Genomic DNA, 16,213 nt, shown 5'->3' with positions numbered 1-16,213 from the left:
CCGGCGTTTGAGGCGCGGGGTCCGGGGCGGAGCCCCGGTTCGGGAAGGGGCGGGGTGGGGAAACGGCTCCGCGCAGCGGCAACGGCCCGCACCACAACGGCGCCGCACCCAACATCGGCACCGCACCCCCGGTAACGCACCGCACCCGGCACGGGACCCGCGCCCCCGGCACGCAACCGCACCCGGCACGGGACCCGAACCACCGGCAACGCACCGCACCCGGCACGGGACCGGGCGCCCCCGGCAACGCACCCCACCCGGCACGGGACCCGCACCACCGGCAACGCACCCCACCCGGCACGGAACCCGCACCCCCGGCAACGCACCGCACCGCACCCGGCACGGGACCCGAACCTGGCGACACCCGGTACGGGAGGGGTCAGGACGCCGCCGTGCGGGCCAGGGCGTCTTCGGCCCCGTACGGCTGGAGGTACGGCATCCAGCGTGGGTCCCGGTGACCCGTGCCGATGATCCGCCAGGCCAGACCCGACGGCGGAGCCGGCTGGTGGCGCAGCCGCCAGCCGAGGTCGACCAGGTGCCGGTCGGCCTTGACGTGGTTGCAGCGGCGGCAGGCCGCCACGACGTTGTCCCACACGTGCTGGCCGCCGCGGCTGCGGGGGATCACGTGGTCGACGCTGGTGGCGACGCCGCCGCAGTACATGCAGCGGCCGCCGTCCCGGGCGAACAGGGCGCGACGGGTGAGAGGAACGGGCCCCCGGTAGGGGACCCGCACGAACCGCTTCAGGCGTACCACGCTGGGCGCGGGGACGACTCTGGTCGCGCTGTGCATGAAGGCGCCGGATTCCTCGAGGGAGATGGCCTTGTTCTCCAGGACGAGGACGAGCGCGCGGCGGAGCGGTACGACGCCGAGGGGCTCGTACGACGCGTTGAGGACCAGGACGTGCGGCACGGACTGCCTCCTTGTACGCCGGCGGCGCGTGGCTCGCGCCGGGACGATCTGCTTTCAGTCTCTCCTCACTGCTGGTCGAAGCGCCACCACGAGGCTGTAACGGGCCGGAGGTGTTTTCGACCACACCGGTGTCATCCCCCGGTGAGACTGGTCTCTCCCTCGAACAAGGCGACGGGGTAAGGCGGAATGCGCCGTTAGTGTGGAGGGCCTGTCCCGCCACACCCCGCGGGCGGACCGCTACACCTGGAGGTTCCTGTCGTGTCCTGGCCCGTGCTGGCCCTGACGGCCCCCGATGCGCCGACCACGCTGCAAGAGGCCCACGAGACCGCGACGAACGCCGCGGGATTCGTGGAGGAGAACTGGGCCGACTGGCTCAACACGGGACTGAAGATCCTGCTGATCCTGGTGATCGCGGGAGTGCTCCGGTCGGTGATCCGCAAGGCGATCACCAAGTTCATAACGCGGATGAACCGCAGTGCCGAGGCCGTGGAGGGCACGGCGCTCGGCGGACTGCTGGTCAACGCCGAGCGGCGGCGCCAGCGCTCCGAGGCGATCGGCTCGGTGCTGCGCTCGGTGGCGTCGTTCCTGATCCTGGGCACGGCCGGGCTGATGGTGCTCGGCGCGCTGGAGATCAACCTCGGCCCGCTGCTGGCGAGCGCCGGTGTGGCCGGTGTGGCCATCGGTTTCGGCGCGCGGAACCTGGTCACGGACTTCCTGTCCGGCGTCTTCATGATCCTGGAGGACCAGTACGGCGTCGGCGACAAGATCGACGCGGGCGTCGCCTCCGGCGAGGTGATCGAGGTCGGCCTGCGCGTCACGAAGCTGCGCGGCGACAACGGTGAGATCTGGTACGTGCGCAACGGCGAGGTCAAGCGGATCGGGAACCTGAGCCAGGGCTGGGCCACCGCCGGGGTGGACGTGCAGGTCAAGCCGACCGAGGACCTGGCCAAGGTGCGCCGGGTGATCACCGACGTGGCGGACGCGATGTCCAAGGAGTCCCCCTGGGACGAGCGGCTGTGGGGCCCGATCGAGGTCCTGGGCCTGGACGAGGTGCTGCTCGCCTCGATGACCGTCAAGGTCTCCGCCAAGACCATGCCCGGCCAGCAGTTCTCCGTGGAGCGCGAGCTGCGCTGGCGGATCAAGCAGGCGTTCGACGACGCGGGCATCCGGATCGTCGGCGGTGTGGGACCGGCCGAGGAGGACGCGGCACCGGCCCCCGACCCGGCCGCCACGGTGGCGCCGCCGTCGGCGCTGGCGAACCCGGCCTCGCCGCAGTCCCTGGCCACCGCGCCGATACCGCAGCCGCAGGGCCCCCGGATGACCAAGTAGCCGGGACCCGTCCCCCGCTGCACGCCTTCGCCCCCGTCGGTCCCGCCGACGGGGGCGAAGGCGTTTTCCGCGGCCTGCGCGCGGACCGTTGACGCGCCCCTGAGCTGCGCACTACGTTGCTCCGCAGCCGATAGGAAAGTTTCCTAACAGTTTCGGGAGAGAGCGCACCATGGCAGGTACCCCAGGAACCCCCCGCGTGCTGCGGGCCATGAACGACCGGGCCGCCCTGGACCTGCTGCTGGAACACGGCCCTCTCTCCCGTACCCGCATCGGCCGCCTGACCGGCCTGTCCAAGCCCACCGCCTCCCAGCTGCTGGCCCGGCTGGAGGCCGCCGGGCTGGTCGTCGCCACCGGCACCGACGGCGGGCGGCCGGGACCCAGCGCCCAGCTGTACGCGCTCAACGCGGGCGCCGCACACGTCGGGGCCCTGGACGTGACCCCCGAGCGGATCGTCGCGGCCGTCGCGGACCTGGCCGGCGAGACGGTGGGCACCTTCGAGCTGCCCTCCCCCGCCCGCCGGGGTCCGGGCGCGCCCGGCGCGGTCGAGCGGGTGGTGGCCGCGCTCGACGGCGCGGTCGCGGCCGCGGGACTGACCCGCTCGGCGCTCCACCGCGTGGTCATCGGCACGCCCGGCGCCTTCGACCCGCACACCGGACGCCTGCGGTACGCCAGCCACCTGCCGGGCTGGCACTCCCCCACCCTGCTGGACGAGCTGGCCGCGGTGCTGCCGATGCCGGTCGAGTACGAGAACGACGTGAACCTCGCCGCCGTCGCCGAGCAGCGGCTCGGCGCCGCCCGGGGCCACGAGGACTTCGTGCTGCTGTGGAACCAGGAGGGCATCGGCGCCGCCCTGGTCATCGGCGGCCGGCTGCACCGCGGCTGGACCGGCGGCGCCGGCGAGGTCGGCTTCCTGCCGGTGCCCGGCGCCCCGCTGGTCCGTCAGGTGGCCCGGGTCGGCTCCGGTGGCTACCAGGAGCTGGCCGGCGTACAGGCGCTGCCCGCGCTCGCCCGGGAACTGGGCATCACCGACCTCCCCCCGCACGACGAGCCGGCACCCGGCCGCGATCCGCACCTCGGGCCCGCGCTGGCCCTGCTCGGCCGGGCCGCGCAGGAGACCGGGGGGCCGTACCGGCAGCTTCTGGAGCGGTACGCGACGGCGCTCGCCACCGGTCTGGCCGCGGTGGTCGCCGTACTGGACCCGGAGGTCGTCGTGCTGTCCGGCGCGGCCGTCACCGCCGGCGGGGAGGCGCTGCGCGAACTGGTCGGGACCGAGCTCGCCGAACTCGCCGCGGCCCGGCCCCGGCTGGTGACCGGCGAGGTCCAGGACCAGCCCGTGCTGCGCGGCGCGCTGGAGAGCGCCCTCTCCGCCACCCGTGACGAGGTCTTCGACACCTCGCGCTGACCCACCGCCCGCCCCCGCCCGCGTACGCAAGCCCCCCACGCCCCCGCCCGCACACGTACACCCGCACGCACCCGGCGCACCCGCACCCCGGCGCCACCCGCCCCCGCCCCTGCCCGCCCCACCCCTCAGGGAGACACAGCCATGCCCAGGACCCGCAGTCTGACCGCGGCTGTCGCCGTCGCCGCCGCGATATCCGCGCTCGCCACCGCGTGCACCGGACAGTCCGGCGGCCAGGCCCAGGACGACCCGGGGAAGGAGGTCACCCTCACCTTCTGGCACGGCTGGAGCGCCCCGGGCGAGGTCAAGGCCATCCAGGAGAACATCGCCCGGTTCGAGGACGCCCACCCCGACATCCACGTCAAGGTCACCGGCAACATGACCGACGACAAGGTCAACCAGGCCCTGCGCGCGGGCGGCGACGCGGCCCCCGACGTGGTGTCCTCGTTCACCACCGACAGCGTGGGCAAGTTCTGCACCTCGGGCGCCTTCGTGGACCTCAACCCCTTCCTCGCCAAGTCGAAGGTCGACAAGCGGGCCGTCTTCCCCCAGCCGCTGCTGGACTACACCCAGTTCCGCGGCAATCAGTGCGCCCTGCCGCTGCTGAACGACGCGTACGGGCTCTACTACGACAAGGACGCCTTCGAGGCGGCCGGCATCACCGGACCGCCGAAGACCTGGAGCCAGTTCACCGAGGTGGCGAAGAAGCTCACCAAGGCGAAGGGCGACGGCTACGAGCGGGTCGGCGTCATGCCCACCTTCCACGGCTACGAGACCACCCCGATGCGGCTGGCGGCCCAGTGGAGCCCCGCGTACTTCGGCGCCGACGGGAAGTCGAACCTCGCGAAGGACCCGGCCTTCGCGCAGATGCTGACCTACCAGAAGGGCCTGGTCGAGGCGCTCGGCGGGTACGCGAAGCTGGAGCGGTTCCGCAGCACCTTCGGCGACGAGTGGGGCGCCGAACACCCCTTCCACCAGGGCAGGGTCGCCATGCAGATCGACGGCGAGTGGCGGCTGGCCATGGCCCGGGAGGCCGGGGTGAAGTTCGAGATCGGCACCGCCCCGCTGCCCGTCCCGGACGACCGCCTCGCCGACTACGGCAAGGGCTACCTCTCCGGCACCATCGTCGGCATCGCGGCCACCAGCGCCAAGCAGAACGCCGCCTGGGAGCTGGTGCGGTACCTGACCACGGACACCGAGGCGGTGGTGGCCTTCGCCAACGCCATCCACAACGTGCCCTCGACCAAGGCCGCGCTGGAGTCGCCGAAGCTCGTCACCGAGCCCGGCTTCCGCACCTTCCTCGACATCGCGCGGCACCCGAAGTCCAACACCACCCCCGCCCAGGCCGACGGCGGCACCTACCAGCTGACCTTCACGGACTTCGCGTACCAGGTGGAGAAGGGCGCCGTGCCCGACCTGGCCGCGGGCCTGGCGAAGACGGCCGCGCAGGTCGACACCGACATCGCGAAGGCGAAGTAGCCCCCATGGCCACGCACACCCTGCGGGCGAAGCAGCGGCGGGCCGCGCTCACCGCCGCGGCCTTCATGTCGCCCTGGCTGGTCGGCTTCAGCGTGTTCTTCGCGTACCCGCTCCTGTCGACCGTCTACTTCTCCCTCATGGACTACGACGGGATCCGGCCCCCGGCCTTCGACGGCGCCGCCAACTGGTCGTACGTCCTCACCGACTACCCGCTCTTCTGGCCGGCGGTCCGCAACACGCTCTGGCTGGTGCTGGTGATGGTCACCTGCCGGGTCGTGTTCGGACTCGGCATCGGCCTGCTGGTGACCCGGATCAAGACCGGGTCCGGGCTCTTCAGGACGCTCTTCTACCTGCCGTACCTGGCCCCGCCCGTCGCGGCCACCCTCGGTTTCGTCTTCCTGCTCAACCCCGGCACCGGGCCCGCCAACACGGTCCTGGAGGGACTGGGCCTGCCGGCGCCGGGCTGGTTCACCGACCCGTCCTGGTCCAAGCCGGCGCTGACGCTGCTCGCCCTGTGGGGCATCGGCGACCTGATGGTGATCTTCATGGCGGCGCTGCTCGATGTGCCGAAGGAACAGTACGAGGCGGCCCAGCTGGACGGCGCCGGTGCCTGGCAGCGGTTCCGCCACATCACGCTGCCCAACATCTCGCCCATCGTGCTGTTCGCGGTGGTCACCGGCGTGATCCAGGCCATGCAGGCCTACACGCAGCCGCTGGTGGCGGGAAAGGTGGCGGCCGGGGTGATCGGCGGCTCGGGCCAGCAGTTCGAGCCCGGCTACCCCGACAAGTCCACGCTGACCCTGCCCCAGCTGGTCTACAACCTCGGATTCCAGCGCTTCGACTACGGCTCGGCCTGCGTGGTCGCGCTCGTGCTCTTCGCACTGGCCATGGCGTTCACGGCGCTGCTGATGCGACGCCGCGGCGGACTCGTGGGAACGGGTGACTGACGATGACGACCTCCCTGACCGCTCCCCCGGCCACCGGCCGGACCACCACCGCCGGCCCCGCCGCCCGGGCCGCCGCCCGCCGCACGGCCGTGCTGCACTGGATCGGCGTCCACGCGCTGGCCGTCGCGGCCGCCCTGTTCTTCGTGCTCCCCTTCGTCTTCCTCGTCCTCACCTCCCTGATGAGCGACCAGCAGGCCCTCACCCGGGACCTGTGGCCGCGCACCTGGGAGTGGGGGAACTACGCGGAGGTCTGGCGCACCCCGGGCTTCCTCACCTGGTGGCGCAACACCCTGCTGTACGCGGGCCTCGGCACCCTGCTGACACTGGTCTCCTCGGTGCCGGTGGCGTACGCGCTCGCCCGGTTCCGCTTCCGGGGCCGGAACCTGTCGCTGCTGCTCGTGGTCTCGATGATGATGCTGCCGCCGCAGGTCGTGGTCATCCCCATGTACCTGTTCTGGGCCAAGCAGCTGGGCCTGTCCGGCACCCTGTGGCCGCTCGTCCTGCCGCTCGCCTTCGGCGACGCCTTCTCGGTCTTCCTGCTGCGCCAGTTCCTGCTGACCATCCCCCGCGAGTACCTCGACTCCGCGAAGGTCGACGGCTGCGGCGAACTGCGCACCCTGCTGCGGGTGGTCCTGCCGATGGCGAAGCCCGGCCTCGCCGCGGTGGCCCTCTTCCAGTTCTTCGCCTGCTGGAACGACTACTTCGGCCCGCAGATCTACGCCTCGGAGAACCCCGCCGCCTGGACCCTCAGCTACGGGCTGGAGTCCTTCAAGGGCGCGCACCACACCGACTGGAACCTCACCATGGCCGCGACGGCGCTGGTCATGGCCCCCGTGATCGTCCTCTTCTTCTTCGCCCAGAAGGCGTTCGTCGAGGGCGTCACCCTGACCGGAGTGAAGGGCTGACAGCACGATGAAGCTGACCGTCGTGGGTGGCGGGTCCACCTACACCCCCGAACTGATCGACGGGTTCGCGCGGCTCCGCGAGACCCTGCCCATCAGCGAACTCGTCCTGGTGGACCCGGCCGCCGAGCGGCTGGAGCTCGTCGGCGGCCTGGCCCGGCGGATCTTCGCCCGCCAGGGCCACCCCGGACGCATCACCACCACCGCCGACCTCGACGCCGGCGTCGCGGACGCCGACGCCGTCCTGCTCCAGCTGCGCGTGGGCGGCCAGGCGGCCCGCGAGAAGGACGAGACCTGGCCGCTGGAGTGCGGCTGCGTCGGCCAGGAGACCACCGGCGCGGGCGGGCTCGCCAAGGCGCTCCGCACGGTGCCGGTGGTGCTCGACATCGCCGAGCGGGTGCGCCGTACCAACCCCGACGCCTGGATCATCGACTTCACCAACCCGGTCGGCATCGTCACCCGGGCCCTGCTCACCGCCGGCCACAAGGCCGTCGGCCTGTGCAACGTGGCCATCGGGCTCCAGCGGAAGTTCGCCGCCCTGCTGGGACTCGCGCCCGCCGAACTCCACCTGGACCACGTCGGGCTCAACCACCTGACCTGGGAACTCGGCGTGCGCAAGGGCGGCCCCGACGGGCCCGACCTGCTGCCGGAGCTGCTGGCCCGGCACGGCGCCGCGGTGGCCGCGGACCTGAAGCTGCCGCCGGAGGTGCTGGAGCGGCTCGGCGTCGTCCCCTCGTACTACCTGCGCTACTTCTACGCGCACGACGAGGTGGTGCGGGAGATGCGCGAGAAGCCCTCGCGGGCCGCCGAGGTGGCCGCGATGGAGCGCGAACTGCTGGCGCTGTACGCCGACCCGGCCCTGGACGAGAAGCCGGAGCTGCTCGCGAAGCGCGGCGGCGCCTTCTACTCCGAGGCCGCCGTGGACCTGGCGGCGGCGCTGCTGGGCGACGGCGGCAGCCCGGTGCAGGTGGTCAACACCCTCAACCGCGGCACGCTGCCTTTCCTCCCCGACGACGCGGTGATCGAGGTGCCGGCCCGGGTGGACGCCTCCGGCGCCGTCCCGCTGCCCGTGCCGCGCCTCGACCCCCTGTACGCGGGTCTGGTCGCGCAGGTCACGGCGTACGAGGAACTGGCCCTGGACGCCGCCCTGCGCGGCGGCCGGGACCGGGTCTTCCGGGCCCTCCTGGCCCACCCGCTGGTCGGCCAGTACGACCGGGCCGAGGGCCTCACCGACCGGCTGCTCGCGCACAACGAGGAGCACCTCCCATGGCTGTGACCCCGTACGCCGTCCTGGCGGTGGACGCCGGCAACAGCAAGACCGACGTCGCGCTGATCGCCCCGGACGGGTCCGTGTCCGCCCGGGGACGGGCCGGCGGCTTCCAGCCCGCGGTGACCGGAGTGGCCGCGGCGGTGGACGTGATCGCCGAGGCGCTGGCCTCCTGCGGGGCCGCGGCGGACGGCGGCGGCCCGCTCGCCGGCCACGTGTCGGCCTGTCTGGCCAACGCCGACTTCCCGCAGGAGGAGCGGGAGCTGGCCCGGGAGATCGAGCGGCGCGGCTGGGGCCGCAGCACCGCCGTGTACAACGACACCTTCGCGCTGCTGCGCGCCGGGCTGCCGGCGGGCGCCGAGCCGCGCGGGGTGGCGGTGGTGTGCGGGGCTGGCATCAACTGCGTGGGGATGACCCCGGACGGGCGGACGGCCCGCTTCCCCGCGGTGGGCCAGATCTCCGGCGACTGGGGCGGCGGGGGCGGACTGGCCGACGAGGCCATGTGGTTCGCGGCCCGGGCCGAGGACGGCCGGGGCGCGCCCACCGAGCTGGCCAAGGCGCTGCCGGCGCACTTCGGGCTGGGCTCGGTGTACGAGCTGGTCGAGGCCCTGCACCTGGGGCGGATCCCGCGCGTGCGGCGGCACGAGATGACCCCGGTGCTCTTCGCGGTGGCGGACCGGGGCGACGCGGTGGCACAGGCCCTGGTCGACCGGCAGGCCGACGAGGTCGTCGCGATGGCCTCGGTCGCGCTGGAGCGGCTCGGGCTGCTGGCCGAGGAGGTGCCGGTCGTGCTCGGCGGGAGCGTGCTGGCGGCCGGGCACCCCCGGCTGCACGACCGGCTGGCGGCCCGGCTGGCCGTCCGCGCGCCCCTGGCGCGGGTGACGGTGGTCACCGCCGCCCCGGTGCTGGGGGCGGGGCTGCTGGGGCTCGACGCGGTGGGGGCGCGCGAACCGGCGTACGGGGAACTCCGGCTCCGGTTCGGGTGATTCGGCGGCCCGCCGCTGGGGAGGACTGGAACCGGGGCGGGGCGCGGGGCCGTCTGCCGGAGGGGAGCGGAACGTGGGGCGGGGCCGGGGCGCGGGTAACGGCGGCACGGGTGGTTCGGTCAAGATCCAGCCGTTGATGCTGTGCTCGTCGGCCACTGCGTCCATACTTCTGGCCAGGACCTGAGGGGGGAGAGGCCGGGTGACATACGCGTCGATCGCGCCGACGGCTGCGCCGGAGCCGGGCACGGTGCCGCCGCCCCGGCGGCGTACCGCCTGGTCGGAGGGCGTGGACCGGCTGCGTGCCGCCGCGACGACCGAGCCCGGCCGGCTGCGGATCATCGGGGCGGTGCTGGCGGCGCTCGTGGTGCTGTTCGGTGCCGTGACCGCCTGGCAGATCGCCGACCGCTCGGCCGCCGCGGAGGACGTGGTGAGCCGCAGCCAGCCGCTGAGCGCGGACGCGGCGAGCATCTACCGTTCCCTCGCGGACGCCGACACGGCCTCCTCCAGCGGCTTCCTCGCGGGCAGCGGCGAGTCGCGGGCCGTGCGGGAGCGGTACGAGCGGGACATCGCCAACGCCTCACGGCTGCTGGTGAAGGCGGCGGCGAACACCGGCGGCTCCGCGGAGTCGGCCCGGCAGATCGCCCTGCTGAACGAGCAGCTCCCCCGCTACACCGGCCTGATCGAGCAGGCCCGCGCCAACAACCGGCAGGGCCTGCCGCTGGGCGGCGCCTACCTGCGGTACGCGAACGAGCGGATGAGCACGCAGCTGCTGCCGGCCGCGCAGCGGCTGTACGAGGCGGAGACCGGCCGGCTGTACGCGGACTACTCCCGGGCGGGGTCGTGGCCGCTGGCCGCCCTCGCCGCCGGGCTCGCAGCGCTGGCGGTGCTCGGCTGGGCGCAGTACCGCAACTTCCGGCGGACCAACCGGGTGCTCAACCACGGGTTGCTGGCCGCCTCGGCCGCCTCCCTGGTGGTGCTGCTGTGGCTGGGCGTGGGTCACCTGGTCGCGCGGGCGGACCTGCAGGAGTCCCGGGCGCGCGGCCAGGAGTCGCTGAAGGTGCTCAACGACGCCCGGATCGCCTCGCTCCAGGCGCGGGCGAACGAGAACCTCACGCTGGTGTCGCGCGGCGCGGTGCTGGCCGCGGACAAGAAGTCCGACAAGTACGACGTGGACTTCGCCTCGGACATGACGGCGCTGCAGGAGGGTCTGGAGCGGGCCGGCCGGCTCGCGGACGACCCGGCGGGCGCCGAGCCGGTGGCGCGGGCGCTGGCGGGCTTCCGCGAGTGGCGGGCGCGGCACGCCGCCGCCCGGGCCACGGACGTCAGCGGCGACTACGAGGGCGCCCTGACGCAGGTGATCGGCGGCGGGAACAGCACGGGCGCCTCCTTCGACAAGGTGGACGCCTCGCTCCAGGAGGCCGTGGCGCACGAGCAGCGGGAGTTCACCACGGCCGCCCGGAACGGTCTCGGCGCGTTCGGCGGCCTCGCCCAGGGCGCGGCGGCGCTGGCGGTGCTGGGCGCGGTGGCGGCGTTGCTCGGTATCGGGCGCAGGCTTTCGGAGTACAGGTGAGATGCGGATGCCGATAGGGCGGGGCGGGCGCGCGGCGGACGGGCGCGAGAAGGTGCGGGCCGGACGGCTGCGCGGCTGGGGCGGGGTGACCGGCATGGCCGTCGCCTGCGCGCTGACGGCCGCGGCGGTGCTCGTACCGCTGTCCCGGCACCCGGACGCGCACGGCGCGCCGGCCGCCTCGGTGGCACAGGGCACGGCCGGGCGGCCGGCCGCGCCGGCCGCCGACACCTGCCGGGAGCCGGAGGCCAGCCTGACCCCGTCCGGGGCGGACGGCCCGACGATCGCGCGGATCAAGGCGGCGGGCAAGCTGGTCGCCGGCGTGGACCAGAACAGCTACCGCTGGGGCTACCGCAACCCCGCCACCGGGCAGCTGGAGGGCTTCGACATCGACCTGGTGAAGGCCATCGCCCGGGAGATCCTGGGCGACGAGGACGCGGTGATCTACCGGGCGATCCCGACCAGCCAGCGGATCCCCGCGCTGAAGGAGGGCCGGGTCGACGTGGTCGTCAGGACCATGACGATCAACTGCAAGCGGCTGGAGGAGGTCGCCTTCTCCACCGCGTACTTCGAGACCGGCCCCCAGGTGCTGGTCCCGAAGGGCTCCCCGATCACCGGGTACGACGCCTCGCTCAAGGGCCGCCGGATCTGCTCGGCGAGCGGCTCGACGGCGGAGACGCAGCTGAAGGCCAAGTCCTTCGGCGCGGACATCTCGCGGACCGTGCCGAACCAGCTGGACTGCCTGGTCAGGCTGCAGCTGGGCGAGGTGGACGGCATGGTCACGGACAACGCGCTGGCGGCCGGCCTGGCCGCGCAGGACCCCTCGGTGAAGCTGGTAGGACAGCCGTTCGCCACGGAGTTCTACGGCGTGGCGATGAACAAGGACGCGAGTGACTTGGTACGGAGGGTCAACAAGGTCCTCGACGGGTACCGCCAGGGCGGTGCGAACAGCCCCTGGATGGCGGCCTACCGCAAGTGGCTGGCGGCCGACCTCCCCGACATCACGGCGCCCCCGGCGCCGAAGTACCGGGGCTGACCGGTCTCATGGGACGGCTCATGGGGCGAGGCGACGGCAGAGAGGGCATCGATGGGCGGCACGGCTGCCGGCTTCCCCGGCTCCGATGACGGGCCGGGCGGTCCGGTGATGGACCGTGACGAGGTGGACCGTGCGCTGGCCCGGCTGGGCGCCGAGCACGAGGCCGTCGAGACCTCGCTGCTGGCGCTCCAGGACCACGCGGGCCGCCGGCTCCTGGAGGGCGCCGAGCTGACCGGTCACACCAAGGAGCGGTGGGCGGTCACCGACGCCCGGATCTCGCTGCTGTGGAACCACTTCGACGCGTACACGGCGGCCCTGACCGCGGCCAGGGACGCGCGGGCGCGCCGCCGCTGGGCCTCGCGCGAGGACCTGGCGGAGCTGACGGAGCGGCTGCGCGGGCGGAGCGTGACGGTGCCGGGCGCGGGCGTGGAGGGCTCGGCGCTGGCCGAGCGGTTCAGCCTCGCCGGGCTGGTGGCGCGGATGAACGAGCTGTACGCGGAGTCGCTGGACACGGTGGTCGCGGCGGACGCGGTGTGGTCGGCGCTGCCGGCCCGCATCGACCTGCTCGCGGCCGAGCTGCGCAGGACCCGCTCGCTGGCGCACTCGGTGGGCGTACGGCCGGGCGAGCACCCCTCGGGGGACGACCTGGAGGCGATCACCGAGGAGCTGACCTCGCTGCGGGCCGAGGTGATCACGGACCCGCTGGCCTTCTGGCAGCCGGCGCCGGGCAGTTCGGCGCCGGGCGGCGGCCGTCCCGACACCGTGCGGTACGACCGGGCTGCGCGTGCCCTGGAGGACGTGCGCCGGGAGATCGAGGCGGTGCTGCTGGTCCGGCAGGACGCCGAGCGGCGGCTGATCGGCCTGCGCGACCTGCTGTCGCGGGCCGACCGGACGCTGGCCGAGGCGCGCACGGCGCGCGGGGAGGTGCTCGCGAAGATCGCCGCTTCGGAGGTGCCCGCGGTGAGCGGGCCGCCGACCGCGCTCCAGGAACAGCTGGCCGCGGCCGCCGAGTACCGCCGGCACGCGCAGTGGCACCGGCTCTCGCCGCTGCTGGAGTCGCTGGAGCGGCGGGCGGAGGACGAACTGGAGCGGGCCCGCGCCTCGCTGACCGCGGTGACCGCCCCGCTGGCGGTGCGGGCGGAGCTGCGGGGCAGGCTGGACGCGTACCGGGCGAAGGTGGCCCGGCACGGGATGGCCGAGGACCCGCTGCTGATCGAGCGGTACGACGCGGCCCGGCGGATGCTGTGGAGCGCGCCGTGCGACCTGCGCGCGGCGGAGGAGGCGGTGCTGCGGTACCAGCGGGCGGCGGCCGAGGTGCTGGTGCCCCGGCAGTACGGCCCTGAGGACGGGCGATGAACGAGGTGGGTGTGACCGGGTCGGGCGCGGCGGCGGCCGGGGGCGCGTGTCAGCGTCCCGGGTGCCCCGGGGCGTACGAGGACATGGGCGGCGGCGGGCTGTACTGCGACACCTGCGGGCTGGCGCCCGCGGGTGGCCCGGGGGCCGGGGCGGTCGGCCCTGGGGCCGGGGCGGTCGGCCCGGCCGGGTCCGCCGGGTCGGGCGGCTCGGCGCGGTCGGGTGCCTCGGTCGGCTCGGCGCGGTCGGGTGCGTCGGGCGGCCGGGGGCCGGGTCCCGGTGCCGGCGAGGTCGAGACGATGCCCACCGGGATGACCAGCGCGGCGCGCGGGGCCCGGGGGTCCCAGGGCTCGCACGGCTCCCAGGGCTCGCACGGCTCCCAGGGGTCGCACGGCTCGTCCGGGTCGCGGGGGTCCGGTCGCGGTTCCGCCTCGGCGCGGTCCTCGCGGTCCTCCCGGTCGTCCGGCTCGCGCCGTTCGGTGTCGGGGCGCCTGTCGCGCGCCATGTCCGGCACCGGCGGCTCCACGCGCTCGGTGTCGGTGCGCAGTTCGGGTTCCGCCTCGGGTGCCTCGGCGCGCGGCCGGCTGGGCGCCGGGCTGGTGTCCGTACCGGAGGTGGCGCGGCCCGATCCGTCGGCGGCGGTGCTGGAGAACCCCGAGGTACCGGAGCGGAAGCGTTTCTGCTCGCGGTCGGACTGCGGGGCTCCGGTCGGGCGGGCGCGCGGGGAGCGGCCCGGGCGTACGGAGGGCTTCTGCACCAAGTGCGGGCACCCGTACTCCTTCGTGCCGAAGCTGCGCGCGGGCGATGTGGTGCACGGCCAGTACGAGGTGGCGGGCTGCCTCGCACACGGCGGCCTGGGCTGGGTGTACCTGGCGGTGGACCGTGCGGTCTCGGACCGGTGGGTGGTGCTCAAGGGCCTGCTGGACACCGGGGACCAGGACGCGATGGCCGCCGCGATATCCGAGCGGCGCTTCCTCGCGGAGATCGAGCACTCGAACATCGTCCGGATCTACAACTTCGTCGAGCACCTCGACCAGCGCTCCGGCTCGCTGGACGGGTACATCGTCATGGAGTACGTCGGCGGCAAGTCCCTGAAGGAGATCGCCAACGAGCGGCGGCGGCCGGACGGGCGGCGCGACCCGCTGCCGGTCGAGCAGGCCTGCGCGTACGGGATCGAGGCGCTGGAGGCCCTGGGCCACCTGCACAGCCGGAACCTGCTGTACTGCGACTTCAAGGTCGACAACGCCATCCAGCAGCAGGACCAGCTGAAGCTGATCGACATGGGCGCGGTCCGGCGGATGGACGACGACGAGTCGGCGATCTACGGCACCGTGGGCTACCAGGCGCCGGAGGTGGCGGAGGTCGGCCCGTCGGTGGCCTCGGACCTGTACACCGTGGCGCGCACGCTGGCCGTGCTGACCTTCGACTTCCAGGGCTACACCAACGTCTTCGTGGACTCGCTGCCCGATCCCGGGCACATCGAGGTCTTCCGGCGGTACGAGTCCTTCTACCGGCTGCTGGTCCGGGCGACCGACCCCGATCCGGCGCGCCGGTTCGCCTCCGCGCAGGAGATGGCCGAGCAGCTGACGGGCGTGCTGCGGGAGGTGGTCGCCCTCCAGACGGGGAAACCCAGGCCGCAGCTGTCCACGCTCTTCGGCCCCGAACTGCGGGTGCCGGACACGGAGCTGTTCGCGGAGCGGGCCGCCGAGGTGTCGCTGCTGGGTGCGCGGGAGGGCGGCGGGCGTGCCGGGCTTCTGGGGTCCGTGCTCGGTGCCGTTCTCGGGGCCGGTTCCGGTTCGGGTTCCGGTTCGAAGTCCGGTTCGGGGGCGGGTTCGGGGGCGGGTATGAAGTCCGGCTTCGGCTCCGGCTCCGGCTCGGGCGAGGTGCCGGCCGCGGGTACGGGCGGCCCGGCCGGGCGGCCCGCTGCGGTGCCGGTGGTGCCGGCGGCCGCCGCACCCGGGGCCGGTCCCGTGGCGTCCATCGGAACGGCGGCCACGCACGCGGTGGGGGCACCCGCTGCCGGGCCGGCCGCGACCGGCGCCGCCCTCGTGCCGGGTCCCCGGGCACCCGAGCCCGCGGAACCCGTGGGCTTCGCTCCCGGGGTGCCCGGGCTGGCCCGGCTGGACGCCGTGCGCCACGCACTGGCCCTGCCGCTGCCCCTGGTGGACCCGACGGACCCGAACGCCGGTTTCCTGGCCGGTCTGATGGGCTCGGGCGCGGCGGAGCTGCTGGGCGCGCTCGGGGCCGCACCGGCCGAATCGGCGGAGCTGCGGCTGCGGGAGCTGCGGGCCCGGCTCGAACTGGGCGAGGCGCGGGCGGCCGCGCGGCTGCTGGACGAGCTGGAGGCGGCCCACCCGGACGACTGGCGGGTGGTGTGGGCGCGCGGGGTCTCCTCGCTGGCCACCGGGGACGACGCCGCCGCGGCCCTGTCCTTCGACGCCGTGTACGACGCCTTCCCGGGCGAGCCGGCGCCGAAGCTGGCGCTGGGCCTGTGCGCGGAGATCCTGGGGCAGCTGGACAACGCGGCCGAGTACTACCGGCTGGTGTGGGTCACCGACCCGGGCTTCGTGAGCGCCGCGTTCGGACTGGCCCGGGTGCGGCTGGCGACCGGCGACCGGGCCGGTGCCGTGCGCGCGCTGGAGTCCGTACCGGAGGCGTCCATCCACTACACGGCGGCCCGGGTGGCGGCCGTGCGGGCCCGGCTGCGCGAGCGCGTGGCGCGGGAGGCGCTGCTGGACGACCTGACGGCCGCGGCCGGACAGGTCGAGGTGCTGCGGCAGTTCGGGCTGGACGCGGTGCGGCTGGAGCACCTGACCACCGAAGTTCTGGGCTCCGCCCTGGACTGGGTACTGTCGGGTAGCCAGGGGGCTGCCCCTGGGCACGCCTCGCTGCTGGGCAGTCAACTGGACGAGCGGGGGCTGCGGTTCGGCCTTGAGCGCTCGTTCCGCGTCCTCGCGCGGCTCGCGCAGCGTGGCGAGGAGAGGATCGAACTGGTGGAGCGGGCAAACCGTTTCCGTCCCCGGACGTGGGTGTGAGTG

General features: G+C 74.3%; 12 protein-coding genes. 11 read left to right on the top strand and 1 reads right to left on the bottom strand.

The annotated features are described in order from the left end of the window. Positions 1-379: 379 nt before the first annotated feature. Positions 380-910 carry an HNH endonuclease gene (locus ACIQUQ_RS17765; RefSeq protein ID WP_399950604.1) on the bottom strand — a complete coding sequence of 177 codons (531 nt, stop codon included), beginning with the start codon at positions 908-910 and terminating at the stop codon, positions 380-382. Positions 911-1,168: 258 nt separating this feature from the next. Between ACIQUQ_RS17765 and ACIQUQ_RS17760 the strand changes: the two genes are divergently transcribed. The 11 genes from ACIQUQ_RS17760 to ACIQUQ_RS17710 all read left to right on the top strand — a co-directional run bounded on the left by ACIQUQ_RS17760 (position 1,169) and on the right by ACIQUQ_RS17710 (position 16,210). Beyond that, positions 1,169-2,239: a mechanosensitive ion channel family protein gene (locus ACIQUQ_RS17760; RefSeq protein ID WP_403976630.1), complete on the top strand. Its 1,071-nt coding sequence runs from the start codon at positions 1,169-1,171 to the stop codon at positions 2,237-2,239. 169 nt (positions 2,240-2,408) lie between these two features. Then, positions 2,409-3,641: an ROK family protein gene (locus tag ACIQUQ_RS17755; protein WP_403976628.1), complete on the top strand. Its 1,233-nt coding sequence runs from the start codon at positions 2,409-2,411 to the stop codon at positions 3,639-3,641. A gap of 141 nt (positions 3,642-3,782) precedes the next feature. Continuing rightward, entirely contained in the window at positions 3,783-5,117 is a 1,335-nt protein-coding gene (locus ACIQUQ_RS17750; protein ID WP_403976626.1) for an ABC transporter substrate-binding protein, read from the top strand. 5 nt (positions 5,118-5,122) lie between these two features. Beyond that, positions 5,123-6,064, top strand: coding sequence for a carbohydrate ABC transporter permease (locus tag ACIQUQ_RS17745; protein WP_403976624.1), 942 nt, complete (start codon positions 5,123-5,125; stop codon positions 6,062-6,064). A gap of 2 nt (positions 6,065-6,066) precedes the next feature. Further along, positions 6,067-6,969, top strand: a complete 903-nt coding sequence (locus ACIQUQ_RS17740; RefSeq protein ID WP_403976622.1) for a carbohydrate ABC transporter permease — start codon at positions 6,067-6,069, stop codon at positions 6,967-6,969. Positions 6,970-6,976: 7 nt separating this feature from the next. Further along, a complete protein-coding gene (locus tag ACIQUQ_RS17735) occupies positions 6,977-8,242 on the top strand; it encodes a 6-phospho-beta-glucosidase (protein WP_403976620.1) in 1,266 nt (421 codons plus the stop codon). Further along, the gene (locus ACIQUQ_RS17730; protein WP_403976618.1) at positions 8,233-9,219 is read left to right on the top strand and encodes an N-acetylglucosamine kinase; all 987 of its coding nucleotides are present in this window, start codon (positions 8,233-8,235) and stop codon (positions 9,217-9,219) included. Before ACIQUQ_RS17735 ends, ACIQUQ_RS17730 begins: the two co-directional genes overlap by 10 nt. Before the next feature lie 199 nt (positions 9,220-9,418). Further along, positions 9,419-10,789 (top strand): hypothetical protein, encoded by a 1,371-nt coding sequence (locus tag ACIQUQ_RS17725; RefSeq protein ID WP_403976616.1) that lies wholly within the window; start codon positions 9,419-9,421, stop codon positions 10,787-10,789. A 7-nt stretch (positions 10,790-10,796) separates the two neighbouring features. Next, on the top strand, positions 10,797-11,822 hold the full coding sequence (locus ACIQUQ_RS17720) for a glutamate ABC transporter substrate-binding protein (protein WP_403976614.1): 1,026 nt from the start codon (positions 10,797-10,799) through the stop codon (positions 11,820-11,822). Between the two features lie 51 nt (positions 11,823-11,873). After that, complete coding sequence (locus ACIQUQ_RS17715; protein WP_403976612.1) at positions 11,874-13,178, top strand: hypothetical protein; 1,305 nt, start codon at positions 11,874-11,876, stop codon at positions 13,176-13,178. Further along, positions 13,175-16,210 carry a tetratricopeptide repeat protein gene (locus ACIQUQ_RS17710; RefSeq protein ID WP_403976610.1) on the top strand — a complete coding sequence of 1,012 codons (3,036 nt, stop codon included), beginning with the start codon at positions 13,175-13,177 and terminating at the stop codon, positions 16,208-16,210. Before ACIQUQ_RS17715 ends, ACIQUQ_RS17710 begins: the two co-directional genes overlap by 4 nt. The last annotated feature ends 3 nt before the right edge of the window (positions 16,211-16,213 follow it).

The organism is Streptomyces sp. NPDC101118, assembly GCF_044759445.1.
Lineage (GTDB): Bacteria > Actinomycetota > Actinomycetes > Streptomycetales > Streptomycetaceae > Streptomyces.
The sequence above is the reverse complement of the archived record's forward strand: the minus strand, read 5'-3'. Positions and strand labels throughout refer to the sequence as shown.